The sequence below is a fragment of the Streptomyces sp. NPDC056883 genome (assembly GCF_042788835.1).
Lineage (GTDB): Bacteria > Actinomycetota > Actinomycetes > Streptomycetales > Streptomycetaceae > Streptomyces > Streptomyces stoeckheimensis.
Genome location: NZ_JBHUBS010000023.1, coordinates 20,157 through 44,220 on the forward strand (window position 1 = coordinate 20,157; position 24,064 = coordinate 44,220).

The 24,064-nt window shown below is 71.4% G+C and carries 21 protein-coding genes; 14 read left to right on the top strand and 7 right to left on the bottom strand.

Translation table 11 applies throughout. From position 1 onward, the window contains the following. Positions 1 to 25: 25 nt before the first annotated feature. Together ilvC and serA are read left to right on the top strand one after the other, a co-directional pair. Entirely contained in the window at positions 26 to 1,027 is a 1,002-nt protein-coding gene (gene ilvC / locus ACFRU2_RS36380) for a ketol-acid reductoisomerase (RefSeq protein ID WP_243337812.1), read from the top strand. A gap of 276 nt (positions 1,028 to 1,303) precedes the next feature. Continuing rightward, entirely contained in the window at positions 1,304 to 2,893 is a 1,590-nt protein-coding gene (serA, locus tag ACFRU2_RS36385) for a phosphoglycerate dehydrogenase (protein WP_382980385.1), read from the top strand. Between the two features lie 86 nt (positions 2,894 to 2,979). Here serA and ACFRU2_RS36390 read toward each other — a convergent pair whose 3' ends face one another. Continuing rightward, complete coding sequence (locus ACFRU2_RS36390; protein WP_382980387.1) at positions 2,980 to 4,527, bottom strand: MFS transporter; 1,548 nt, start codon at positions 4,525 to 4,527, stop codon at positions 2,980 to 2,982. Positions 4,528 to 4,617: 90 nt separating this feature from the next. On the opposite strand from ACFRU2_RS36390, the gene ACFRU2_RS36395 reads away from it, so the two are divergent. Next, positions 4,618 to 5,208 (top strand): TetR/AcrR family transcriptional regulator, encoded by a 591-nt coding sequence (locus ACFRU2_RS36395; protein ID WP_382980389.1) that lies wholly within the window; start codon positions 4,618 to 4,620, stop codon positions 5,206 to 5,208. Between the two features lie 74 nt (positions 5,209 to 5,282). Here the strand turns inward: ACFRU2_RS36395 and ACFRU2_RS36400 are convergent, their stop codons facing one another. Then, positions 5,283 to 6,527, bottom strand: coding sequence for a PucR family transcriptional regulator (locus ACFRU2_RS36400; RefSeq protein ID WP_382980391.1), 1,245 nt, complete (start codon positions 6,525 to 6,527; stop codon positions 5,283 to 5,285). A 201-nt stretch (positions 6,528 to 6,728) separates the two neighbouring features. On the opposite strand from ACFRU2_RS36400, the gene ACFRU2_RS36405 reads away from it, so the two are divergent. Then, on the top strand, positions 6,729 to 7,655 hold the full coding sequence (locus tag ACFRU2_RS36405; RefSeq protein WP_382980393.1) for a proline dehydrogenase family protein: 927 nt from the start codon (positions 6,729 to 6,731) through the stop codon (positions 7,653 to 7,655). Positions 7,656 to 7,688: 33 nt separating this feature from the next. Beyond that, positions 7,689 to 9,320: an L-glutamate gamma-semialdehyde dehydrogenase gene (gene pruA, locus ACFRU2_RS36410; protein ID WP_382980394.1), complete on the top strand. Its 1,632-nt coding sequence runs from the start codon at positions 7,689 to 7,691 to the stop codon at positions 9,318 to 9,320. A 93-nt stretch (positions 9,321 to 9,413) separates the two neighbouring features. Here the strand turns inward: pruA and ACFRU2_RS36415 are convergent, their stop codons facing one another. After that, positions 9,414 to 10,115: a nitroreductase family protein gene (locus ACFRU2_RS36415; RefSeq protein WP_382980395.1), complete on the bottom strand. Its 702-nt coding sequence runs from the start codon at positions 10,113 to 10,115 to the stop codon at positions 9,414 to 9,416. 144 nt (positions 10,116 to 10,259) lie between these two features. On the opposite strand from ACFRU2_RS36415, the gene ACFRU2_RS36420 reads away from it, so the two are divergent. Continuing rightward, positions 10,260 to 10,823: a GNAT family N-acetyltransferase gene (locus ACFRU2_RS36420; RefSeq protein WP_382980397.1), complete on the top strand. Its 564-nt coding sequence runs from the start codon at positions 10,260 to 10,262 to the stop codon at positions 10,821 to 10,823. Here the strand turns inward: ACFRU2_RS36420 and ACFRU2_RS36425 are convergent. Both ACFRU2_RS36425 and ACFRU2_RS36430 read right to left on the bottom strand, forming a co-directional pair. Further along, on the bottom strand, positions 10,820 to 12,850 hold the full coding sequence (locus tag ACFRU2_RS36425) for a phosphocholine-specific phospholipase C (protein ID WP_382980399.1): 2,031 nt from the start codon (positions 12,848 to 12,850) through the stop codon (positions 10,820 to 10,822). The genes ACFRU2_RS36420 and ACFRU2_RS36425 overlap by 4 nt on opposite strands. 119 nt (positions 12,851 to 12,969) lie before the next feature. After that, the gene (locus ACFRU2_RS36430; RefSeq protein WP_382980401.1) at positions 12,970 to 13,995 is read right to left on the bottom strand and encodes an NADP-dependent oxidoreductase; all 1,026 of its coding nucleotides are present in this window, start codon (positions 13,993 to 13,995) and stop codon (positions 12,970 to 12,972) included. A gap of 101 nt (positions 13,996 to 14,096) precedes the next feature. On the opposite strand from ACFRU2_RS36430, the gene ACFRU2_RS36435 reads away from it, so the two are divergent. The 4 genes from ACFRU2_RS36435 to ACFRU2_RS36450 all read left to right on the top strand — a co-directional run bounded on the left by ACFRU2_RS36435 (position 14,097) and on the right by ACFRU2_RS36450 (position 17,865). Further along, a complete protein-coding gene (locus ACFRU2_RS36435; RefSeq protein ID WP_382980403.1) occupies positions 14,097 to 14,975 on the top strand; it encodes a LysR family transcriptional regulator in 879 nt (292 codons plus the stop codon). A gap of 260 nt (positions 14,976 to 15,235) precedes the next feature. Beyond that, positions 15,236 to 15,370 carry a hypothetical protein gene (locus ACFRU2_RS36440; protein WP_266881296.1) on the top strand — a complete coding sequence of 45 codons (135 nt, stop codon included), beginning with the start codon at positions 15,236 to 15,238 and terminating at the stop codon, positions 15,368 to 15,370. 137 nt (positions 15,371 to 15,507) lie between these two features. Further along, entirely contained in the window at positions 15,508 to 16,548 is a 1,041-nt protein-coding gene (locus tag ACFRU2_RS36445) for a 3-isopropylmalate dehydrogenase (protein ID WP_250742445.1), read from the top strand. A gap of 231 nt (positions 16,549 to 16,779) precedes the next feature. Beyond that, positions 16,780 to 17,865 (top strand): branched-chain amino acid aminotransferase, encoded by a 1,086-nt coding sequence (locus ACFRU2_RS36450; protein ID WP_382980405.1) that lies wholly within the window; start codon positions 16,780 to 16,782, stop codon positions 17,863 to 17,865. 79 nt (positions 17,866 to 17,944) lie between these two features. Here ACFRU2_RS36450 and ACFRU2_RS36455 read toward each other — a convergent pair whose 3' ends face one another. Continuing rightward, complete coding sequence (locus ACFRU2_RS36455) at positions 17,945 to 18,130, bottom strand: hypothetical protein (RefSeq protein WP_382980407.1); 186 nt, start codon at positions 18,128 to 18,130, stop codon at positions 17,945 to 17,947. Between the two features lie 115 nt (positions 18,131 to 18,245). Further along, positions 18,246 to 19,673: a cytosine permease gene (locus ACFRU2_RS36460; protein WP_382980409.1), complete on the bottom strand. Its 1,428-nt coding sequence runs from the start codon at positions 19,671 to 19,673 to the stop codon at positions 18,246 to 18,248. A gap of 156 nt (positions 19,674 to 19,829) precedes the next feature. Between ACFRU2_RS36460 and ureA the strand changes: the two genes are divergently transcribed. Genes ureA through ACFRU2_RS36480 form a run of 4 tightly spaced genes read left to right on the top strand, consistent with a single transcriptional unit; the run spans position 19,830 to position 23,994 of the window. Beyond that, entirely contained in the window at positions 19,830 to 20,513 is a 684-nt protein-coding gene (ureA, locus tag ACFRU2_RS36465; protein WP_382980411.1) for an urease subunit gamma, read from the top strand. Next, on the top strand, positions 20,510 to 22,252 hold the full coding sequence (locus ACFRU2_RS36470; protein ID WP_382980412.1) for an urease subunit alpha: 1,743 nt from the start codon (positions 20,510 to 20,512) through the stop codon (positions 22,250 to 22,252). The genes ureA and ACFRU2_RS36470 overlap by 4 nt, the downstream gene beginning before the upstream one ends. 47 nt (positions 22,253 to 22,299) lie before the next feature. Next, positions 22,300 to 23,340: an agmatine/peptidylarginine deiminase gene (locus tag ACFRU2_RS36475; RefSeq protein WP_382980414.1), complete on the top strand. Its 1,041-nt coding sequence runs from the start codon at positions 22,300 to 22,302 to the stop codon at positions 23,338 to 23,340. A gap of 33 nt (positions 23,341 to 23,373) precedes the next feature. Beyond that, on the top strand, positions 23,374 to 23,994 hold the full coding sequence (locus ACFRU2_RS36480; protein ID WP_250742438.1) for a TetR/AcrR family transcriptional regulator: 621 nt from the start codon (positions 23,374 to 23,376) through the stop codon (positions 23,992 to 23,994). Positions 23,995 to 24,064 lie beyond the last annotated feature (70 nt).

Below are 24,064 nucleotides of genomic sequence, written 5' to 3' on the forward strand. Positions count from 1 at the left end.
ACCAGCGCACCAAGGAGATATCCCAGTGGCCGAGCTGTTCTACGAGAACGACGCCGACCTGTCCATCATCCAGGGCCGCAAGGTCGCGGTCATCGGTTACGGCAGCCAGGGCCACGCCCACGCGCTGTCGCTCCGTGACTCCGGCGTCGACGTCGTCGTCGGCCTGCACGAGGGCTCGAAGTCCAAGGCCAAGGCCGAGGAGCAGGGCCTGAAGGTCCTGCCCGTCGCCGAGGCCGCGGCCTGGGCGAACGTCATCATGATCCTGACCCCGGACCCGCTCCAGGCCGAGATCTACGCCGCGTCCATCGAGTCCCACCTGGAAGAGGGCGACGCGCTCTTCTTCGGCCACGGCTTCAACGTCCGGTACGGCTTCATCAAGCCCCCCACCAACGTGGACGTCGCCCTGGTCGCCCCGAAGGGCCCGGGTCACCTGGTTCGCCGTCAGTACGAGGAAGGCCGCGGCGTGCCCTGCATCGCCGCCGTGGAGCAGGACTTCACCGGTTCCGCCTTCCAGCTCGCGCTGTCGTACGCGGCCGGCATCGGCGGCACGCGCGCCGGCGTCATCAAGACCACGTTCACCGAGGAGACCGAGACCGACCTGTTCGGTGAGCAGGCCGTTCTCTGCGGTGGCGCCTCCGCGCTGGTGAAGGCCGGTTTCGAGACGCTGACCGAGGCCGGTTACCAGCCCGAGATCGCGTACTTCGAGTGCCTGCACGAGCTGAAGCTCATCGTGGACCTCATGTACGAGGGCGGCCTGGAGAAGATGCGCTGGTCGGTCTCCGAGACCGCCGAGTGGGGCGACTACATCACCGGTCCCCGCATCATCACCGACGCCACCAAGGCCGAGATGAAGAAGGTCCTCGCGGAGATCCAGAGCGGCGAGTTCGCCAACACCTGGATGGCCGAGTACAAGGCCGGTCTGCCGAAGTACAACGAGTACAAGAGCGCCGACGAGGCGCACCTGCTCGAGACCACCGGCAAGAAGCTCCGCAAGCTGATGAGCTGGGTCGACAACGACGAGAGCTGATCCGCTGCGTCGCGGGGCCGGGACGGTGCGTCCCGGCCCTGCGGCACACCGGCGGGACACCCGTGCGAGGGGCCTCCTGGAGGACCGCTTGTCCACCCTGGCCAATCTCGTGCGGGTGATCCTTCCGTACAGGCGGAATTACCTTCCGGATCCGCCACTACACTGCTCAACACAACGCGTCAGGCCCACAGTGTCGTGCGTCTTCCACGCGGCTACCCCCCTCCACCGCCTGCGGCCGTCGGGACGGCCGTCCGCACTGGACTTGTGAGGACCCACGTGAGCTCGAAACCTGTCGTACTCATTGCCGAAGAGCTGTCGCCCGCCACCGTCGAGGCGCTCGGCCCGGACTTCGAGATCCGGCACTGCAACGGTGCCGACCGCGCGGAGCTGCTCCCCGCGATCGTGGACGTCGACGCGATCCTGGTCCGCTCCGCGACCAAGGTCGACGCCGAGGCCATCGCCGCGGCCAAGAAGCTGAAGGTCGTCGCCCGTGCGGGCGTCGGTCTGGACAACGTCGACGTCTCGTCCGCCACCAAGGCCGGCGTGATGGTCGTGAACGCTCCGACCTCCAACATCGTCACCGCCGCCGAGCTGGCCTGTGGCCTGCTCGTCGCGACGGCCCGCAACATCCCGCAGGCCAACACCGCCCTGAAGAACGGCGAGTGGAAGCGGAACAAGTACACGGGTGTCGAGCTCAGCGAGAAGACCCTCGGTGTCGTCGGCCTCGGCCGCATCGGCGTCCTGGTCGCGCAGCGCATGTCGGCCTTCGGCATGAAGATCGTCGCGTACGACCCCTACGTGCAGCCCGCGCGCGCCGCCCAGATGGGCGTCAAGATGCTGACGCTGGACGAGCTCCTCGAGGTCGCCGACTTCATCACCGTGCACCTGCCCAAGACCCCCGAGACCCTCGGTCTCATCGGGGACGAGGCGCTGCACAAGGTGAAGCCGTCCGTCCGCATCGTCAACGCCGCCCGCGGCGGGATCGTGGACGAGGCCGCGCTGTACTCGGCCATCAAGGAGGGCCGCGTCGCCGGCGCCGGCCTCGACGTGTACGCGAAGGAGCCCTGCACGGACTCCCCGCTGTTCGAGCTCGACCAGGTCGTCTGCACCCCGCACCTCGGCGCGTCCACGGACGAGGCCCAGGAGAAGGCCGGTGTCTCGGTCGCCAAGTCGGTGCGCCTCGCGCTCGCCGGCGAGCTCGTGCCCGACGCGGTCAACGTCCAGGGCGGCGTCATCGCCGAGGACGTCCGTCCCGGCCTGCCGCTCGCCGAGAAGCTCGGCCGCATCTTCACCGCCCTGGCGGGCGAGGTCGCGGTCCGCCTCGACGTCGAGGTCTGCGGCGAGATCACCCAGCACGACGTGAAGGTGCTCGAACTCTCCGCGCTCAAGGGTGTCTTCGAGGACGTCGTCGACGAGACGGTCTCCTACGTCAACGCCCCGCTCTTCGCGCAGGAGCGCGGGGTCGAGGTCCGCCTGACCACCTCCTCGGAGTCCCCGGACCACCGCAACGTGGTGACCGTCCGCGGCACCCTGTCGGACGGCCAGGAGGTCTCGGTCTCCGGCACGCTCGTGGGCCCGAAGCACCTGCAGAAGATCGTCGGCATCGGCGCGTACGACGTGGACCTGGCGCTCGCCGATCACATGGTCGTCCTGCGCTACGCCGACCGCCCGGGCGTGGTCGGCGCCGTCGGCCGCATCCTGGGTGAGGCCGGCCTCAACATCGCGGGCATGCAGGTCGCCCGCGCCGAAGAGGGCGGCGAGGCCCTCGCGGTCCTCACGGTCGACGCCGAGGCCCCGGTGAACGTCCTCGCGGACATCGCCACCGAGATCGGCGCCGTCTCGGCCCGTACGGTCAGCCTCGGCTGACGCTGCGGCAGCAGAGCGACACGAAGGGCCCGGGGGAGACCCCGGGCCCTTTCGCGTGTCCTGCCCCTCGGGCGTTCCTACGCCGCTCAGTGCGCGAGGGCTTCGCCGGCCGCCGCCCGCTCCGCCGGAGCCGGGGCCGGAGCCGGGGCCTGGGCTCCGCGACCCCGGAGCAGGGCCGCGGCGAGCACCGCCGCCGCGAGCAGCAGGACCGTACCGCCCCAGGCCGCGTACTGCATCCCGTGCACGAAGGCCTCCCGGGCCGCCGTCAGGACCTGCCCGCCGGCCGCGCCGCCGAGCTCCTGGGCGCCGGCCACGGCCCCGCCGAGGGTCTCCCGCACGGCGGGCTCGGAGCCGGCCAGGTCGGAGCGGTAGACGGCCGTGCCCAGGCTGCCCAGGAGGGCCATCCCGAGGGCGCCGCCGAACTCCTGGCCGGTCTCCAGCAGGGAGGCGGCCGAGCCGGCCTTCTCGGCGGGGGCGGAGCCGAGGGCCATGTCGGAGACCAGGGACATCACGGTGACGATGCCGCAGGCGAGGACCCCGGCTCCGGTCAGCAGCAGCCACAGCGCGTCGGTGTCCACCAGGCTGATCAGGGCGAACCCGGCGGCGGCGAGGACGAAGCCGCCCGAGATGACGTAGGCCCGGTCGGTCTTCCGGGCCAGGGCCGCGCTTGCGGGGGCGGCGGCGCCGATGAAGACCGAGGGGGCGAGGCTCCAGAGGGCGGCTTCCAGGGTGCCCATGCCCAGCACCGACTGGAGGTACTGGGTGGTGAAGTAGGCCGAGCCCATCATGGCGAAGGCGGCGATGGTGTTCAGGCCGATGCCGGCGCCGAAGCCGCGCTCCCGGAAGAGGGCCCGGGAGACCATGGCGTCGTCACGGGTGCGCTGGCGGCGCACGAAGAGCCACCCGAAGGCCAGGCCGGCGGCGAGGCAGCCGGCGTACGGCGGGGTGAAGCCCTCGGCGGCGATCTCCTTGAGCCCGTAGACCACCGGCAGCACGGCGGCCATCGACAGCGGCACGCTCAGCAGGTCGAAGCGGCCGGGGGCCGGGTCCTTGAACTCGGGGACCAGCACGGGGACCAGGACCAGCAGGAGCAGCATCGCGGGCACGTTGATCAGGAAGACGGAGCCCCACCAGAAGTGGTTCAGCATCACCCCGCTCATGACCGAGCCGAGGGCGATGCCGCCGGTCATGGCACCGGACCAGATCGCGATGGCCTTGCCGCGCTGCCCGTCGTCCTGGAAGAGGTTGCGCACGAGGGCCAGCGTGGACGGCATCAGGGTCGCGCCGCCGATGCCGAGGAGCACCCGGGCCGCGATGAGCATCTCGGGGCTGGCGGCGTAGGCGGCGGCGACGGAGGCGAGCCCGAAGGCGGCCGCGCCGGCCAGCAGCAGCTTGCGGCGGCCGATCCGGTCGCCGAGCGAGCCCATCGTGATGAGCAGGCCCGAGAGGGCGAAGGCGTAGCTGTCGAAGATCCAGAGCTGCTGGGTGGCGCTGGGGTCCAGCTCCCGGGTGATGGCCGGGATGGCGAAGTAGAGGACGGAGACGTCCATCGAGACGAGGAGCAGGGGGAGCAGGAGAACGGCGAGTGCGGTCCATTCCCGGCGACCGGCGAGAGGTGCTGCGGGGTTCGTCATGAGCAGGAATGTACAAGCGTCATAAACGCTTGTCTAGTACGGCTGTATGAAACGTTTGTCTTGGACGGGTGTCTTGGCTACCGTGGGTGCATGGGACATCGCGAAGACTTGCTGGAAGGCGCCAAGAAGTGCCTGGTCGAGAAGGGTTTCGTGGGCACGACCGCCCGCGACATCGTCAAGGCCTCGGGTGCGAACCTGGCCTCGATCGGCTACCACTACGGCTCCAAGGACGCCCTCATGACGGAGGCGTTCATCGCCGTCATCCAGGAGTGGGGTGACCAGTTCACCTCCGGGGTGGAGGGCGAGGGCGGCTCCCTGGAGCGCTTCCGCTCGGTATGGGACGGGGTGCACGCCGGGCGCGAGGAGTCCGGCCCGATCTGGGCGGCCAGCATGGAGATCGCGCTGACGCCCGGCCGGCTGCCGGAGCTGCGCACGATGCTCGCCGCCTCGCAGGGGGAGGGGCGCAAGGGGCTGGTCTCGATGTTCACCGGCGTGCCCGAGGAGGACCTGACGGAGGACGACCTGCGGACCGCCGGCGCCTTCTACCAGGCCCTGCTGAACGGGTTCATGCTCCAGTGGCTCTTCGACCCCGCGTCGGCCGCGACCCCGGCGGAACTGACGGAGGGAATGCGGCGGGCGGTGGCGGCGATGACGGCGGCGAAGGCCGGCCGGGACGGCTGAGTCCGCGTCAGCGGCGGTCGGTGGACCGGTCGGTGGACCGGCCGGTGGCGAGACGCGGTCGGTGGCGCGGGCCGTCAGACGTGCAGGCGGGCGGCCTTGAGGGCCATGTGGAGGAGCAGGCGGTCCTCGCCCTCGTCCAGGTCGAGGCCGGTCAGCTGCTCCACCCGGGACAGCCGGTAGTACAGGGTCTGGCGGTGGATGCCCAGGGCCGCCGCCGCGCGGCCCGCCTGGCCGGCGCAGTCCAGGAACACCTCGGCCGTACGGGCCAGTTCGGGATTGGCCGGGCCGCGCAGGGCGCGGGTCACCGGGTCGTCGAGGGCCTCCTCGGCGACGGAGGCCAGCATGCGGTAGGGCCCGATCGCGGACCACTGCGCGACCGGGCCGAGCCGCGGCCCGGCGGCTGCGGCCCGGGCGGCGGCGGTGGCCTGCTGCCAGGCGGCGGGCAGTGCGGTGAGCGCCCGCACGGGGTCGGACACCCCGGCGGTCACTCCGGCGGGGTGTCCGACCCCGGCGGTCACTCCGGCGGCCGCCGCCGGTGCGGTGGTCTTGCCGCCCGCCGCGCCGGCCGCGCCGGGCATCAGGCGGGAGATCGCGGTGAGCGCCGGAGCCAGCGGGTCGGCGCCGCGCAGGCGGATCAGGACCGCGAGGCACTGCCCCGCCGGGCCGCCGCCGCCCGGGTGGGGTTCCTGCTCGCCGGCCCCCCGCCAGGGGACCACGCACACGGCCGCCGCTCCCGGGACCGAAGCCGGGGCCTCGCCGGACCACGGGCTCACGCAGACCGCGGCGTGCGCTCCCTCGCCGCTCGGACCGAGTGCCACCCGTAGCGCGGCCACCGCCATGTCCTGCTGCCAGCCGCGCCCGGCGGTGAGCACCGCGAGGAACTCCCGGGACAGGTCGGCCCCGGCCCGGGCCTCCTCCGCGAGCAGCAGCCCGATCCGCTGGGCCACCTCCATGGCGGCGTCCAGCGCCTCCGCGTCGGGGCCGGGCTCCTGATCGAGGAGCCATACGTAGCCCTGGACGATCCCGCGGTAGCGCACCGGCAGGCAGATCCGGCCCCGGAAGACGCCGGCGTCGGGGGTGGCCGGGATCCTGACCGGTCCGGTGGCGCGGGCGATGCCGAAGCCCTCGAACCAGGACCGGACGGCCGCCGTCGACTGGCGGGTCAGGATCGAGCGGGTCCGTACGGGGTCCATGGCCAGATCGTCATCGCTGTCGTGCGCGCCGAAGGCGATGAGGCGGAAGTCCCGGTTCTCCAGCGTCGCCGGAGCGCCGAGCAGCGCCGAAATCTCGTCCACCAGGTCCTGGTAATCGCCCTTCACCCGCACATTCTCCCACCCCCGGACCGGCTCTTCAGACAGATGTATGAGATCCGGGCCACGGATGCGTGACAGCTGTCGATGGCAGAGGATCGGGGAGATCCCTAGGTTTCACGGTGGTTTTACTTGCGTTTTCCTTATGGCCTCCGTCGTCCCGACGCGGGCTGAATGTCTCCTTCTGTCCGCCCCCGTTGGAGGTACCCCGTGCTGGGTCCCGCGATCCTCGCCGCCTCGCGCAGCGACAAGATGCGCCGAATCGTCTCTGCCGCCCCGGTGACCAAGCCCGTGGTGAACCGGTTCATCCCCGGTGAGACGGTCGACCAGGTCATCCCGATCGTCGAGGACCTCACGGCCAAGGGCCTGGAGGTGACCCTCGACGTCGTCGGCGAGGACATCACCACCGTGGAGCAGTCCCACGCCGCGCGCGACGCGTACCTGGAGCTCATCGAGCAGCTCGCGCACCTGGGCCTCGGCGAGACCGCCGAGATGTCCGTGAAGCTGTCCATGTTCGGCCAGGCGCTGGAGGGCGGCCACGAGCTCGCCCTCGCCAACGTCCGCCCGGTCGTCGAGGCCGCCGCCGCCATCGGCACCACCGTGACCCTGGACGCCGAGGACCACACCACCCTCGACTCGATGTTCGCCATCCACGAGGAGCTGCGCCGGGACTTCCCGCAGACCGGCTGCGTGATCCAGGCGTACCTGTTCCGCACCGAGGCCGACGCCCGCCGCCTGGCCGCGGCCGGCAGCCGCGTGCGCATCGTGAAGGGCGCCTACAAGGAGCCCGCCGAGGTCGCGTACCAGGACAAGGCCGAGATCGACAAGGCGTACGTCCGCATCCTGAAGATCCTGATGGAGGGCGAGGGCTACCCGATGATCGGGTCCCACGACCCGCGCCTGATCGCCATCGGCCAGGAGCTCGCCCGCCAGGCGGGCCGCAAGCTGGACGAGTACGAGTTCCAGATGCTGTACGGCATCCGCAGCGAGGAGCACCTGCGCCTGGCCGCCGAGGGCCACCGCATGCGCGTCTACACGGCGTACGGGACCGACTGGTACGGCTACTTCATGCGGCGCCTCGCGGAGAAGCCGGCCAACCTGCTCTTCTTCCTCCGCTCGATGATCACCAAGAACTAGGCCCTCCCACTAGCTCAAGGAGCACCCCGCATCATGGACGCTGTAACCCGGGTCCCCGTGCCGGTCAACGAGCCGGTCCACTCGTACGCCCCCGGCACCCCGGAGCGCGCGCGCCTCGAAACGCAGCTGAAGCAGCTGTCCGAGAACCCGATCGACCTCCCGATGACGATCAACGGCGTCAAGCGGATGGGCGGCGGCGAGCGCTTCGACGTCGTGCAGCCGCACGACCACAAGTCGGTCATCGGCACCTACGCGAACGCCACGCAGGCCGACGCCCAGGAGGCCGTCGACGCCGCCCTGGCCGCCGCCCCGGCCTGGCGCGCGATGTCCTTCGACGACCGCGCCGCGATCATCCTGCGCGCCGCCGAGCTGCTGTCCGGCCCGTGGCGCGAGAAGCTGGCCGCGTCCACCATGCTGGGCCAGTCGAAGACCGCGCAGCAGGCCGAGATCGACACCCCGTGCGAGCTCGTCGACTTCTGGCGCTTCAACGTCCACTTCGCCCGCCAGATCCTGGCCGAGCAGCCGGTCGCGAACTCCGCCGGCGTGTGGAACCGCAGCGACCACCGCCCGCTCGAGGGCTTCGTCTACGCGATCACCCCGTTCAACTTCACGGCCATCGCGGGCAACCTGCCGACCGCCCCGGCCCTGATGGGCAACGTGGTCGTGTGGAAGCCGTCCCCGACGCAGACCCACTCCGCGGTCCTCCTCATGGAGCTGCTGGAGGAGGCCGGCCTGCCGAAGGGCGTCATCAACCTCGTGACGGGCGACGGCATCGCCGTCTCCGACGTGGCGCTGACCCACCCGGAGCTCGCGGGCATCCACTTCACCGGTTCCACCAAGACCTTCCAGTACCTGTGGAAGACGGTCGGCACCAACATTGAGAACTACAAGTCCTACCCGCGCCTGGTCGGCGAGACCGGCGGCAAGGACTTCGTCGTCGCGCACCCGTCCGCGGACCGCGCGATCCTGAAGACGGCCCTGACCCGCGGCTCCTTCGAGTACCAGGGCCAGAAGTGCTCGGCGTCCTCGCGCGCCTACGTCCCGGCCTCGATCTGGAACGACGGCTTCAAGGAGGCCTTCGCGGCCGAGGTCGACGGCATCACCATGGGCGACGTCCGCGACCTGACGAACTTCATCGGTGCCGTCATCGACGAGCGCTCCTTCGCGAAGAACAAGGCCGCGATCGACCGCGCCATCGCGGACCCGACCTGCGAGATCGTCGCCGGCGGCACGTACGACGACTCGGAGGGCTACTTCGTCCGCCCGACCGTCATCGCGTGCACCGACCCGGAGAACGAGGTCTTCACGACCGAGTACTTCGGCCCGATCCTGGCGATCCACGTCTACGAGGACGCCGAGTTCGACGCGATGCTCGCGCAGATGGAGTCCGTCTCGGCGTACGCCCTGACCGGCGCCGTCATCGCCCAGGACCGCTACGCGGCGGCCGACGCGATGGAGAAGCTCCGCTTCGCCGCGGGCAACTTCTACATCAACGACAAGTCGACCGGCGCCGTCGTCGGCCAGCAGCCCTTCGGCGGCGGCCGTGCCTCGGGCACGAACGACAAGGCCGGCGCGGCATCGAACCTGATGCGCTGGACCTCGACCCGCTCCATCAAGGAGACCCTGGTGGCCCCGACCGAGTACGGCTACCCCCACATGGGCTGACCGTCCCGGCCCCTCCGAACCCCGCCCCCGTTCCGGTACCCCCAAGTCCGGAGCGGGGGCGGTTTCATGTCCGGTTGACGTCCGGCGGTCCGCCTAGACCTCCACGATGACCTGGTCCAGGGACTTGCGGGTCAGGTCCGGGACTTCGCAGTCGTCCGACGGGTAGCCGACCGGGATGACCGCGAAGGCCTTCTCGTTCTCCGGGCGGTTCAGGACGTGGGAGAGGAAGCGCATCGGGCTCGGCGTGTGGATCAGGGCGGCCAGGCCGGAGAGGTGGAGGGCCGACAGGAGCATGCCGACCGCGATGCCGACCGACTCGTCGACGTAGTAGTGCTTGTGCTTCGTGCCGTCCTCGCCGAGCCAGTAGCGCTGCTGGAAGACCACGATCAGGGCCGGGGCGTCGGTGAGGTGGGTCTTCACGGCGTCCGTGCCGATGGGGCGCAGGGCCGCGAGCCATTCGTCGCCGAGGCGGCCGTCGTAGGACAGCTGCTCCTCCTGCTCGGCGGCCGCGCGGATCTGCTCCCGTACGGCCGGGTCCTTGACCAGGACGAAGGTCCACGGCTGCTGGTGCGCACCGGAGGGCGCGGTCGCGGCGCACGCGATGGCGTCCCGGACCACCTGCTCGGGCACCGGGTCGGCGGAGAAGTGGCGTACGGTCCTGCGCTCGTCCATCCGCGCGCGCAACTCGGCGGCGCGCGCCAGGGATTCGCCGGTCGGCATCCGCTCGGGGCGGTAGGGGGCGGGGCGGTACGGCTGGCCGTGGATCGGGGTCCACTGCTGGGTATCGGGCGACATGGGGCGAGTCTGCCGAGCCAATGGTCCAGACCGCCAGAGCCGCGGCGGCCCAATCTGGCCGGTGGGCGATATTTCATGTCCGCATAGCGGATACGCGTGGTAGTGGAGCCCGCTGGTGGGGGGCCCGCTTGGTACGGTCCCGGGATGGGTGAGGAAGAGATGGGGGCCGGTCGCGCGGTCTCGCTGCGGCACACCGCGCAGCTGGCCGCGGGGGAGCTGCGGCAGGTGCGGGAGCTGCTCGACGGAGCCTTCGAAGGGGACTTCGGGGACGAGGACTTCGAGCACGCGCTGGGCGGGATGCACGTGCTGGTGCACGAGGGCGGCGAGCTCGTCGCGCACGGGAGCGTCGTACAGCGGCGGGTGCTCCATCAGGGGCGGGCGCTGCGCACCGGGTACGTCGAGGCCGTGGCGGTGCGCGCCGACCGGCGCCGGTGCGGACTCGGCGGCACGGTGATGGGGGCGCTCGAGGGGGTCGTCGAACGGGCCTACGTGCTCGGGGCGCTCAGCGCCTCCGCCGCCGGGGCCCGGCTGTACGCGGGCCGCGGCTGGCGGGTGTGGGGCGGGGAGATCGGCGTGCTCGGGCCCGGCGGGCCCGAGCGGCTGCCCGAGGAGGAGGGGTCGACGTACGTGTGGGAGCCGCCCGGCGGGATCCGGCTGGACCCCGCCGGGCGGCTCGACTTCGACTGGCGGAACGGCGACGTGCTCTAGCTGCCGCTGATGCTCGCCACGCCCGTCTCGATGTGGCCCGTGTAGCGGCGCGACCAGGTGCCGTCGGAGTCGGCGAGGACCGTGAAGTCGTACCAGCCGTTGTTGTAGGCGACGGCGTTGAAGTAGTCCTCGCGCGAGGAGTTCGCCGGCACGGTGTAGGTCCACGGGCCGTCCGTGCGGTAGGCGTTCGCGCGGATCGTGAAGGTGACCGGCGAGGCCGAGGCGTTGGTCATCTTGAGGTAGAGCGCGGCCTTGCCGGTGCCCGGCTCCACCGCGAAGCGGGAAGCGACCTCGATCGACTTCCCCGCCTTCGACGCATCGCCGATGAAGCGCCGCAGGAAGCGGTTCGGCCCGTACATCGAGATGTCGTACTTGCCGGAGCCGCTGCCCGTGCCGATGTTGAAGTAGTCCGTCGACGTGGCGCCGGCGTCCACCGTGTACTGCCAGGCGGCCGTGTCCCGGTACTGGTGCGGGTGGATCGAGAAGTGCGCCGCCTGCTTCGCCTCGGTGCCCGCGTTCGTCATCGAGAACCAGGCCAGGATCTTGCCGCCCGACCCGAACTCGAAGCGGTCCAGGTTCCCGTTGACCTGGTACGGAAGGGCGCGCGCGGGCCGGGTCCCGGCCTCCTGCACCGGCTGCGCGTTGTCCTGGGGCACCGGGTTGGAGAGCGGGCCGCAGGTCGCCTGGCCGATGACCTTGGCCGTGGAGGGCAGGCCCGCGGGAACCCCGTAGACCGGGTGCGCGAAGTCGAAGACGCCCGTCAGGTCGCCGGTGACCTTGCGGCGCCAGGCGCTGATGTTCGGACAGGTCGCGGGAGTGCCGAGGGCGGCCGTCCACTTCTCCATGAAGCGCAGGACCGAGGTGTGGTCGAAGACCTCGGAGCTCACCCAGCCGCCGCGGGTCCACGGGGACATCACGATCATCGGGACGCGGAAGCCGAGCCCGATCGGGACGCCGTCGATGTACTCGCCGGCGGTGCCGGGCGGGGCGACCGGGGGCGGGACGTGGTCGAAGAAGCCGTCGTTCTCGTCGTAGTTGAGGAAGAGGACGGTCGAGTCGAAGACCTCGGGGTTCGCGGAGAGCGCGCGGTAGACGAGGTCGACGAAGTGCGCGCCGTCGCCGGGCGGGGCGTACGGGTGTTCGGAGAAGGCCTCGTTCGCCACGACCCAGGAGACCTGCGGGAGGGTGCCGGCGACGACGTCCGCGCGGATGGCGGCGGCGATGTCGTCCGGGGTGGAGCCGGTGACCTTGGGGACGGAGCCCATGCCGCGGTCCCACAGCGGGTTGCCGGGGGCGGCGTCGGTGAACTTCTTGAAGTAGGCCAGCCCGTTGTCCCCGTAGTTGTCCTGGGCGTTCTGGTAGACCTTCCAGCTCATCCCGGCGCGCTGGAGGGCCTCCGCGTACGTCTCCCAGGTCAGCCCGGACTCGTCGCCGCCGTCCTTGCTGCCCGCGTCGACCTTGCCGCTCCACAGGAAGGTGCGGTTGGGGCCGGTCGCGCTCAGGGTGGAGCAGAAGTAGGCGTCGCAGATCGTGTAGTTGTCGGCGAGGCCGTAGTGGAACGGTATGTCGCCGCGGTCGAGGTACCCGAGGGTGCGGGTGTTGCCGACGCCGGTGACGAAGTTGTCCATGCGGCCCTTGTTCCAGGCCGCGTGCTGCGAGGTCCAGCTGTGCGGGAGGTCGCCGTTGCACTGGGCGAGGGTCTCGCCGTCGACCCCGCCCACCGGCGGGGTGGAGCTGAGCTTCCACGGGTACTGGCGGCCGCCCCAGTTGGGCTGGTTGAACATGCCCCAGCCGCCCGGGATGTTTCCGGCGGCGCGGTCACCGAAGCCGCGGACACCCTTCAGCTTGCCGAAGTAGTGGTCGAAGCTGCGGTTCTCCTGCATCAGGATCACCACGTGCTTCACGTCGGTGATCGTGCCGGACGCGGCGGCCGCGGCCGCCGAGGTCGGCGCGATCGCGGGCAGGGCCGCCCCTGCCATCAGCCCGGCGCCGATCCCCACGAAACCTCTGCGGCTGATTGGTGTCACTGGCTGCTCGCCTCCAACTCAAGTGCCCCGCTGGCACATTGACGGCAAGAGTGGCGGTAGCCGCGCCAAAGGTCTACATCCGTGCGGTAAGAAGTCGGTGAACATCCGGGTGGCCTGATTCAGCCGTCGACCCGTACGAGCATCTTGCCCAGATTGTCCCCTCGGAGCATGCCCAGGAAGGCATCCACCGTGTGATCAAACCCCTGGACAACGGTGGTGTCGGTGCCGACCCGGCCGCTGCGCAGATGGGGGACCAGGAACTCCTCCAGCTCGTCCTGCAGATTGGTGTGATTGCGAACCAATACCCCTTCCAGGCGCAGCGACTTGTGTACGACCTCGAAGAGGTTGCGGGGCGCGGCGGGGGAGCGGTCGCCGTTGTACATCGAGATCCCGCCGACCCAGGCGATCCGTCCGTACTCGCGCAGCACGTCGATCGCCCCCTCCAGGTGGTCACCGCCGACGTTGTCCACGTAGACGTCGATGCCGTCCGCCCCCGTGGCGGCCGCGGCCCGTGCGAGCTGCTCGCCGACCGGCCCGTCGTGGTAGTCGAAGGCCGCGTCGAAGCCGAGGACCCCGGTGAGGTGGCGGACCTTCGCCGCCGAACCCGCGCTGCCGATGATCCGGCGGGCGCCGAGGAGCCGGGCGATGTGGCCGGTGGCCGTTCCGACTCCGCCCGCCGCGGCCGAGACGAAGAGGTCCTCGCCCTCGCGCAGGCCCGCGGTGCGGGTCAGGGCGGCGTACGCGGTCAGGCCGGTGCCGCCGAGGATGGACAGGTAGGCCTCCAGCGGAACGCCCTCGTGGCCGCGCAGCGTGCGGGTACCGCCCGCGCCCAGGGTGACGAGGGCGTGGGTGCGCCAGCCCTCGCGGTGGAAGACCAGGTCGCCCTCCGCGAGGCCGGGGTCGCGGGAGGCGATGACCCGGCCCACCGAGCGGCCCTCCAGCGGGGTGCCGAGCTCGAAGCCGCCCTCGCCGCCGTCCATCAGTCCGCGGTGGTACGGATCCACCGAGAGCAGCAGGTTCTCCACCAGGGCGGTTCCGGGCCGCGGCTCGGGGACGGGGGTGCGGACGTAGGCGAAGTCCGAGGCGGCGGGGAAGCCGGCCGGGCGGGCGATCTGGTGGACGGCGTATGCGGTGTTCGTGGTCATGGCGCCGACGCTAGGAGGGAATCGCCGGGCCGGGCAGAGGGTTCGGTTCATGGAAGCCGCACATCCATGAACGACGCTCATAGAACGAGGTGAGGGCCCCCGTGGCCGAGCTGCTCCCCCAGGAACTCAGGGTGCTGGTGGCCGTCGCCGAGCGCGGCGGCTTCTCCGCCGCCGCCGCCTCGCTCGGCCTCACCCAGTCGGCCGTCTCGCACTCGGTGCGCGGCAGCGAGGCCAAGCTCGGCGTGGTGCTCTTCGAGCGCGGCCGCACCGGCGCCTCGCCCACCCCGGCGGGGGAGCGGGCCGTCGGGCACGCCCGCCGGATCCTGCGGCTCTACGAGGTCATGGGCGCGGAGGCGCGCGGCGCGGGCGGGGCCGCCCCGGCGGCGCCGGCCGGCGTGCTGCGCATCGCCGCCTTCCGCAGCGCGGCCCTGCACCTGCTGCCCCCGGCGCTGGAGCGGCTCACCGCCCGTCACCCCGGAATCCGCCCCGAGGTCCGGGTGGTGCGCGAGCTCGGCGCCGGCGCGGCCGGGGAGGTGGCCGCGGGCCGCGCGGACCTCGGCATCGCGACGCTGGGCGTGGAGCAGGGCCTGGCGCCCGGCCTGCTGAGCGGGGTGCTCGTGGAGGAGGCGTACGCCCTGGTGCATCCGGCCGGACACCCCGACCCGAAGGCGCTGCCGCTGATGGACTGGGACGAGAACTGCGGCTCCTACACCCGCACCTGGTGGCTGGCGCAGGACTGGATCCCGCGGGCGACGGTCAAGGCGGAGGACGACGCGATGGTGCTGACCATGGTCGGGCGGGGGCTCGGCATGGCGATCATGCCCGAGCTGTCCCTCCGGGAGGCGACCGGAGCCGTCGACGTCACCGGTTTGGGTCCGGAGGGGCCGGTGAGACGCGTGGGGTACGTCACCACACCGGAATCTGCTGCGACCCTCGCCGTACGGGCTCTGATCAGGGAACTTCGTGCCGTGAGCGGTTGAAATCGGAGCCCTGGGGAGGGGCTTCCGGGTGGTTCGGCGTCTCAGATAGTAGGAAGTCCGAGTAATTGCGGAGACATACAGCGGGAGCTGGCCTACGTTGTAGAAGCCGAACGTCTCGCCGATCCGGCGAATGGCGGTCGAGAGCGCGCGCCCCATGGCAGGCAACCCCTGCCGCGCACCGCTCCCCGCCTCTTCCGGCGCCTTGAAGGAACCCCTCATCCGCGGCCCCGCCGCGCCGTGATCTCAAGGAGTCGATCACCATGACGCACACCCCCTCCACCACCGCCCGCCGCGTCCGCCGCTCCGCTTCCGCCGATGCTGACCGCAAGAACGCCGCCGCCGCCCTCCAGCGCGCGCTGGACCGCCGCGACAACGGCGGCTCGACCGGCCACTGACCGGCCACTGGCCGGCTGTCGACCTGCCGCCGGCCAGCCACTGACCTGCCGCTGAGCGCTGCCCGCCCCGAGACATATTGCGTCCACATGATGGACGCAATATGTCTGAGGGATGGGACAAGGAGTACGGTTCCACCATGTCGACCAGCATCAATCTCGCAGTGATCCCCGGTGATGGCATCGGCCAGGAAGTCGTGGCTCAGGGCCTCAAGGTCCTTACCGCGGTCCTGCCCCAGGATGTGAAGCTGGAGACCAAGGAATACGACCTCGGCGCCCAGCGCTGGCACCGCACCGGTGAAACCCTCCCGGACGCGGAGCTCGAAGCCCTCAAGCACCACGACGCGATCCTCCTGGGCGCCATCGGCGACCCCTCGGTCCCGTCGGGCGTCCTGGAGCGCGGTCTGCTGCTGAAGCTCCGCTTCGCCTTCGACCACTTCATCAACCTGCGCCCGTCGAAGCTCTTCCCCAACACGGCCACCCCGCTCGCCGGCCGTCCGGAGATCGACTTCGTCGTGGTCCGCGAGGGCACCGAAGGCCCGTACACCGGCAACGGCGGCAGCCTGCGCACCGGCACCCCGGCCGAGGTGGCCACCGAGGTCAGCCTCAACACGGCCTACGGCGTCGAGCGCGTGGTCCGTGACGCCTACGAGCGTGCCAACGGCCGCCCGCGCAAGAAGCTGACGCTGGTCCACAAGAACAACGTGCTCGTGTACGCCGGTCACCTGTGGAAGAACATCTTCGACAAGGTCGGCCAGGAGTACCCCGAGGTCACCACCGACTACCTGCACGTCGACGCCGCGACGATCTTCTTCGTCACCCAGCCGGAGCGCTTCGACGTCATCGTCACGGACAACCTCTTCGGTGACATCCTCACCGACCTCGCCGCCGCCGTGACCGGCGGAATCGGCCTGGCCGCCTCGGGCAACATCAACCCGACCGGCGCCTTCCCGTCCATGTTCGAGCCCGTCCACGGCTCGGCCCCGGACATCGCCGGCACCGGCAAGGCCGACCCGACCGCGACGATCCTCTCGGTCGCCCTCCTGCTGCGCCACCTCGGCTACGAGGCCCAGGCCGCCCGCATCGAGGACGCGGTCTCCGCCGACCTGGCCGAGCGCGACGGCACCTTCCGCTCCACCGACGCCATCGGCGACGCCCTCGCCGCGCGAGTAGCCGGCTGACCCGGTAGCCCCACCTCCAGGAAGCCGCCGGGCCGCGACCACCGCACCCGGCGGCTTTTCCTGTGCGGCCCCGGGTGTCACCATCTCTCCTGGGCCGCATTCACCCCGTTTCACCGAAGCGTCCTCCCGCGCGATAATCGAACGCGAGGCCGCGGAATACGGGGAAGCTCGGACGTCCTAGTACGCCGTGAGCGCGGTCCGCCCTACAAAACCGGTGAAGGACAAGCACTCATGACGACGCCCACGATCGAGCTGAAGCCCTCCTCGACCCCCCTGTCCGCCGCGGAGCGCGACGCGATCCTGGTCAGCCCCGGCTTCGGCCGCCACTTCACCGACCACATGGTCACGATCAAGTGGACCGAGGGCCGCGGCTGGCACGACGCCGAGCTGGTCCCGTACGCGCCGCTGTCGATGGACCCGGCGAACATGACCCTGCACTACGCGCAGACGATCTTCGAGGGGCTCAAGGCCTACAAGCAGCCCGACGGCACCGTCGCCACCTTCCGTCCGCAGGCCAACGCCGAGCGCTTCCAGGCCTCCGCCCGCCGGATGGCGATGCCGGAGCTGCCGACCGAGCTGTTCATCGCCGCCTGTGACGCGCTGATCAAGCAGGACCGCGCCTGGGTGCCGGACTCCGGCGAGGCCTCGCTCTACCTGCGGCCCTTCATGTTCGCCACGGAGGTCGGCCTCGGCGTCCGCCCGGCGAACGAGTTCCTCTTCATCGTGATCGCCTCGCCTGCCGGCGCCTACTTCCCCGGGGGCGTCAAGCCCGTCTCCGTCTGGCTCTCCGAGGAGTACGTCCGCGCCGCCAAGGGCGGCACCGGCGCCGCCAAGACCGGCGGCAACTACGCGGCGTCGCTCGTCGCGCAGGCCCAGGCCGCCGAGCACGGCTGCGACCAGGTGGTCTGGCTCGACGCCGTCGAGCACCGCTGGATCGAGGAGATGGGCGGGATGAACCTGTACTTCGTGTACGGCGACCGCATCGTCACTCCCGAGCTCACCGGCTCGCTCCTCCCCGGCATCACCCGCGACTCCCTCCTCACCATCGCCCGCGACCTCGGCTACACCGCCGAGGAGGGCCGCATCACCACCGAGGACTGGAAGCGCGACAACGAGAACGGCACCCTGACCGAGGTCTTCGCCTGCGGTACGGCCGCCGTGATCACCCCGGTCGGCTCCGTCAAGTCGGAGCGCGCGAACTGGACCCAGGGCAACGGTGAGCCCGGCGAGGTCACCATGAAGCTCCGCAAGGCCCTCCTGGACCTCCAGACCGGCCACAACGCCGACACCCACGGCTGGATGCACCAGCTGGGCTAGGGCTCGCAGCCCGTACGCACGAAGGCCCCCCGCGCATCGCGCGGGGGGCCTTCGTGCGTATGAGGGGGAGGGGGCGTGGTCAGTGCTGCCCGTCCGCCTCGCCCTCGCCCTTGCCCTTGCCCTCGTGCTTCTCGTCTTCGCGCTTCTTGCCGCGCTCCTGGCCCGTCCCGTCCGGGCCGAGGCCCACCAGGGTGTCACCGAAGGCGTAGGCCAGGCCCGCGACTCCCTTGACGATCTTTCCCGCCACGTATGCGAGTTCTTCCACGACGCCTCCCCGTGCCGTTCGCGGCGGCCCTTTCCCGTTCGGCCACCGCTGTACGGGTAGACGCCGCCGCAGGCCGGATGGTTGACCGCCGGAGCCGAACCGGAGTACGGGTGGCTCAGGCGGCCACCGGTTCCTCGGCGGCCTGCTCGGCCGGCACCGGGGCGGGGGCCGTGCGGGCGGTCAGGGCCGTGTAGACCAGGCCGCCGGTCAGGCCGGAGAGGACGAAGGAGCAGTCCACGCCGCCGGTCAGGGCCAGCAGCGGCCCCTCGTAGAACGGGGTGGTCACGGCGAGCAGGCCGACGCCCGCGCCGACGGCCCAGGAGAGGGTGGCCGGGACGTTCCAGCCGCCGCGGAACCAGTAGACCCCGCCCTTGGCGCGGCGGTTGAACACCTGCAGGGCCTCGGCGTCGTAGCGGCCCCGGCAGCGGACGTAGCCGATGAGGGTGATCACGGCCCACGGGGTGCCGATCGCGGTGAGTACCAGCACGAACGAGGTCATCGCGGCCTGTACGTCCCACTCGAAGGAGCCGACGAACACGAACGCGGTGGCCACGGCCGCGGCGATCACGGTGGACGTGGTGCGGGTGGCCTTGGGGACGATGGCGTCGAGGTCGAGGCCCATGGAGTAGAGCATCAGCCCGGCGTTGCCCACCGACCCGGCGGCCGCGGCGACCAGCAGCGGAACCAGGTACCAGAACGGCGCGGCGTCGACCAGCGGACCGGCGTACTCGGCTCCGGCCCGGGCGGCGAGCGCGGTGTAGGTGCCGAAGAGCTGCGGGATCAGCAGCCCGACGAGCAGACCGAGCCCGGTGGACCAGAGCACCTTGCGGGAGCTGTGCCTGCGCGGGGAGATGTAGCGGGTGTAGTCGCCGAGCAGGGTGATGAAGGCGACGGGCCCGCTGAGCCCGGCGGCGACGGCGGCGAGCAGCCAGGTCGGCCAGAAGGAGCCGAGCAGGTACGCGGTGTCCGGCGGAGCGGCGGCGGTGAAGTCGGGGGCGTAGGCGAACACGCCGACGGCCAGCAGCACCACCATGCCGATGGAGAGCACCTTGCTCATGCGCAGCAGCAGCCGGTAGCCGAAGACGGCTCCGACGACGGTGCACGCGGCGAGCACGCCGTACATCACGGCCCGGGAGACGCCGGTGTCCGGCAGCCCGGTGAGCCGGGACAGGGCGCCGACCATCACGTCGCCGCCTATCCACAGGGTCAGCGCGGTGTAGCCGAGGGAGAGCAGCAGGCCGACCACCGAGCCGACGAGCCGGCCGCGGACGCCGAACTGGGCGCCGCTGGAGGTGGAGAGGTTGGTCCCCGTGCGCAGGGATACGAGCGCCAGCGGCGCGGTGAAGGCGATGCCGACGAGCGTGCCGGTCACGATGGCGGTGACCGAGGGCCACAGACCCAGTCCGAAGGACGGGGGAAGCCAGCCGAAGACGATCACGCCGAGGCAGAGATTGGAGCCGAGGAGGATCGAGATCAGGTCACGGGGACCGCTGGTCCGTTCCTCCTCCGGGATGGTGTCGACTCCGCGCTGTTCGATGGGCATGGGGGGACTCCCTTGGCAGGGCGGGGGGTGGCAATGCACTGTTTGAGCGACACTCAATGTGACCTAAGCCTTGGTCTCAGGTCAATGCTTCATTGCAAGGAAATGAAGAGTTAGAGTGATGCTCTAACCCATCGACTCGAAGGGTGGTGGATCGGCGTGCGGCTGACCCCTACGGAGCGCGACCGACTGCTGCTCCGCAGTGCTGCGGAACTGGCCAGGGCCCGACGCGCCCGCGGGCTGAAGCTCAACGTCCCGGAGGCCACCGCGCTCGTCGCGGACGCGGTCTGCGAGGCCGCGCGCGACGGCAAGCGGCTGGCGGAGGCCATCGAGGAGGCCCGCTCGGTGCTGGGCCCGGACGACGTCCTGCCCGGTGTCAGTGATGTGGTCACCGAGGTGCACGTGGAGGCCGTCTTCGACGACGGATCCCGCCTCGCGGTGGTCTCGTCCCCGATCCGGGGCGCCGTCGGCCTGGGCGAGAACGCCCCGGGCGCGGTCGTACCCGGCCCCGGAGCCCCCCAGCCGGAGCCCGCGGTCCACCTGCACGTGCGCAACACCGCCCCGGTGCCGGTGAGCGTCACCTCCCACTTCCACTTCTTCGAGGCCAACCCGCGCCTCGACTTCGACCGCGCGGCGGCGTACGGCATGCGCCTGTGCGTCCCCGCGGGCTCCTCGGTCCGCTTCGACCCCGGCGGAGAGGCCGAGGTCGCCCTGGTCCCGATCGGCGGCGCACGCATCGCCATCGGCTTCGCCGGACTGGTGGACGGCCCCCTGGACGCTCCGGGCGCCAAGGAGCTCGCCCTGTCGAGGGCGGCGGCCTGCGGCTACCTGGGCGCGTCATGAGCCGGCAGACACCCCACACGGACCACAGCGCGCACTGCGCGCCGGGCAGCCGGCACATCGACCCGCACGAGTACGCCTCCGTCTTCGGCCCCCGCGCCGGCGACCGGGTGCGGCTCGGCGACTCCGGGCTGACCGTCCGGGTGGAGTCCGACTCCCAGAAGCCCGGGGACGAGTTCCTCGCCGGTTTCGGCAAGACGGCCCGCGACGGGCTGCACCTGAAGGCCGCCGCCGTCCGCGACACCTGCGACGTGGTGATCAGCAACGTGCTGGTCATCGACGCCGTCCTCGGCATCCGCAAGGTCTCCATCGGCATCCGCGAAGGCCGCATCCACGCGATCGGCCGGGCCGGCAACCCCGACACCCTCGACGGGGTGGACGTGGTCGTCGGCACGGGGACGAGCATCGTCTCCGGCGAGGGCATGATCGCCACCGCAGGCGCCGTCGACACCCACGTGCACCTGCTCTCCCCGCGCATCATGGAGGCCTCGCTCGCCGCGGGCGTCACCACGATCATCGGCCAGGAGTTCGGCCCGGTCTGGGGCGTCGGGGTCAACTCCCCGTGGGCGCTGAAGCACGCCTTCGACGCCTTCGACGCCTGGCCCGTCAACATCGGCTTCCTGGCCCGCGGTTCCTCCTCGGACCCGGCGCCGCTGATCGAGGCCCTCGCCGAGGGTGGGGCGAGCGGCTTCAAGGTCCACGAGGACATGGGCGCGCACACCCGCGCCCTGGACACCGCTCTGCGCGTGGCCGAGGAGTACGACGTCCAGGTCGCCCTGCACAGCGACGGGCTGAACGAGTGCCTGTCCGTCGAGGACACCCTGCGCGTCCTGGACGGCCGGACCATCCACGCCTTCCACATCGAGGGCTGTGGCGGCGGCCACGTCCCCAACGTCCTCAAGATGGCGGGCGTGCCGAACGTCATCGGCTCCTCCACCAACCCCACCCTGCCCTTCGGCCGGGACGCGGTCGCCGAGCACTACGGCATGATCGTCTCCGTCCACGACCTCAAGCCGGACCTCCCCGGCGACGCCGCCATGGCCCGCGACCGGATCCGCGCGGGCACGATGGGGGCCGAGGACGTCCTGCACGACCTCGGCGCGATCGGCATCACCTCCTCCGACGCCCAGGGCATGGGCCGCGCGGGCGAGACCATCCGCCGCACCTTCGCCATGGCCGCCAAGATGAAGGGCGAGCTCGGCCCGCTCGAAGGCGACGGCGAGGGCGACGACAACGCCCGCGTCCTGCGCTACATGGCCAAGCTGACCATCAACCCGGCCATCGCCCACGGCCTGGCCCACGAGATCGGCTCCATCGAGGTCGGCAAGCTCGCCGACATCGTGCTGTGGCGCCCCCAGTTCTTCGGCGCCAAGCCGCAGCTGGTCCTCAAGTCCGGCTTCCCGGCCTACGGGGTCACCGGTGACCCCAACGCCGCCACCGACACGTGCGAACCGCTGGTCCTGGGGCCGCAGTTCGGCTCGTACGGGGCCACCGCGGCCGATATCTCCGTGGCCTTCGTCTCGGCCGCCGCGGCGGCCCTGGGCAGCGACGAGATGCCCACCCGCAGGCGCAGGGTCGCCGTCCGCGGCACCCGGGGCATCGGCCCCGGGAACCTGCTCCTCAACTCCCGGGTGGGCGCGGTCGATGTGGACGCGCGCAGCGGACTCGTCTCCCTCGACGGGGAACCGCTGCGCGCCGAAGCCGCCGAATCGGTCTCCCTCAACCGCCTGTACTTCTTGTGAACCAGCACCGTTTGTAAGTCAGCACAGCTTCTAAGGAACTTCCTGCCATGACCGACACCACGCCCGTGAACGCCGGATTCCGGATGCCCGCCGAGTGGACGCCCCACGAGCGCACCTGGATGGCCTGGCCCGGCCCCAACCCCACCTTCACCAACGAGCAGGAGCTCGCCGAGGCCCGCGAGGCCTGGGGCGCCGTCGCCCGCGCGGTGCGCACGTACGAGCCGGTGACCCTGGTGGTCGCGCCCGGGGACGCGGAGAACGCCCGCGCCATCGTCGGCGACGACATCGAGCTGGTCGAGCGCGAGCTCGACGACGCCTGGATGCGCGACATCGGCCCGACCTTCGTCACCAACGACGCGGGCGAGCTGGCCGCCGTCGACTGGACCTTCAACGGCTGGGGCGCCCAGGACTGGGCCCGCTGGGGCCACGACTCGAAGATCGCCCGGGAGATCTCCGGCATCGTCGGGACCCGCACCTTCAGCACCGCGCTGGTCAACGAGGGCGGCGCCATCCACGTGGACGGCGAGGGCACCGTGCTCCTCACCGACACCGTGCAGCTCGGCAAGGGCCGCAACCCGGACTGGACCCGCGAGCAGGTCGAGGCCGAGATCCACGCCCACCTCGGTACCACCAAGGCGATCTGGCTCCCGTACGGCCTGGCCGGCGACTACGGCACCTACGGCACCCAGGGCCACGTGGACATCGTCGCCGCCTTCGCCCGCCCCGGCGTGGTCATGGTCCACAGCCAGCCCGACCCGGCCCACCCGGACCACGAGCGCGGCAAGACCATCGCCGCCCTCCTGCGCGCGGCCACCGACGCCCGGGGGCGTCAGCTCGAGGTCGTGGAGATCCCGGCGCCGACCGTGCTGGAAGAGGACGGGGAATGGGTCGATTACTCCTACATCAACCACTACCTGTGCAACGGCGGCGTGGTCCTGTGCGCCTTCGACGACCCGCGCGACGAGGAGGCGGCGGAGATCTTCCGAGGTCTCTTCCCCGAGCGGACCGTGACGCTCGTCGACGCACGTACGATTTTCGCCGGGGGTGGCGGTATCCACTGCATCACCCAGCAGCAGCCGAAGGTCTGACCCCGAGAGGGCGGCCGGGACGAGGAGTGGGCCATGGTGGCGGGTGAGGTACGTGCCGCGCGCAAGAACGCGCCGCCGCGCGAGGACGTACTGGTCGCCGCCATGGCCACCATCGCCGAACGCGGCCTGGACGGTCTGACCATGGCCGGCCTGGGCCGCCAGGTCGGCATGAGCAGCGGCCACCTCCTCTATTACTTCCGCACCAAGGACGAGCTCCTGCTGCAGACCCTGGAGTGGAGCGAGGCGGCGCTCGGCACCCGCCGCCGCGCCCTGCTGTCCCGCCGCGGCCCGGCGCGCGAGCGCCTGCAGGCGTACGTGGACCTGTACGTGCCCGAGGGCGCCCGGGATCCGCACTGGACGCTGTGGCTGGAGGTCTGGAACCGCTCGCAGAACGCGGGACCGGGGGAGCGGGACCGCCAGGGGGCCATCGAGGGCGCCTGGCACCGCGACCTGGTGGCCCTGCTCGCCGAGGGCATCTCGCGCGGAGAGTTCCGCCCGGTCGACCCGGACCGCTTCGCGGCCCGGCTGCGGGCCCTGCTCGACGGGTTCAGCATCCAGGTCGCGGTCGGCCTGCCCGGGATAGGGCGGGGCGACATCCTGGAGCACGTCGGCGAGTTCCTCAGCGAGGCGCTGACCCCGGGGGCCGGAGCCTGAGCCGGTGCCCCGCCCGGCCCGCGGTGCCGCCCCGGCCCTCCAGCCATCGGACGGGGCTGCCCGCATGCTG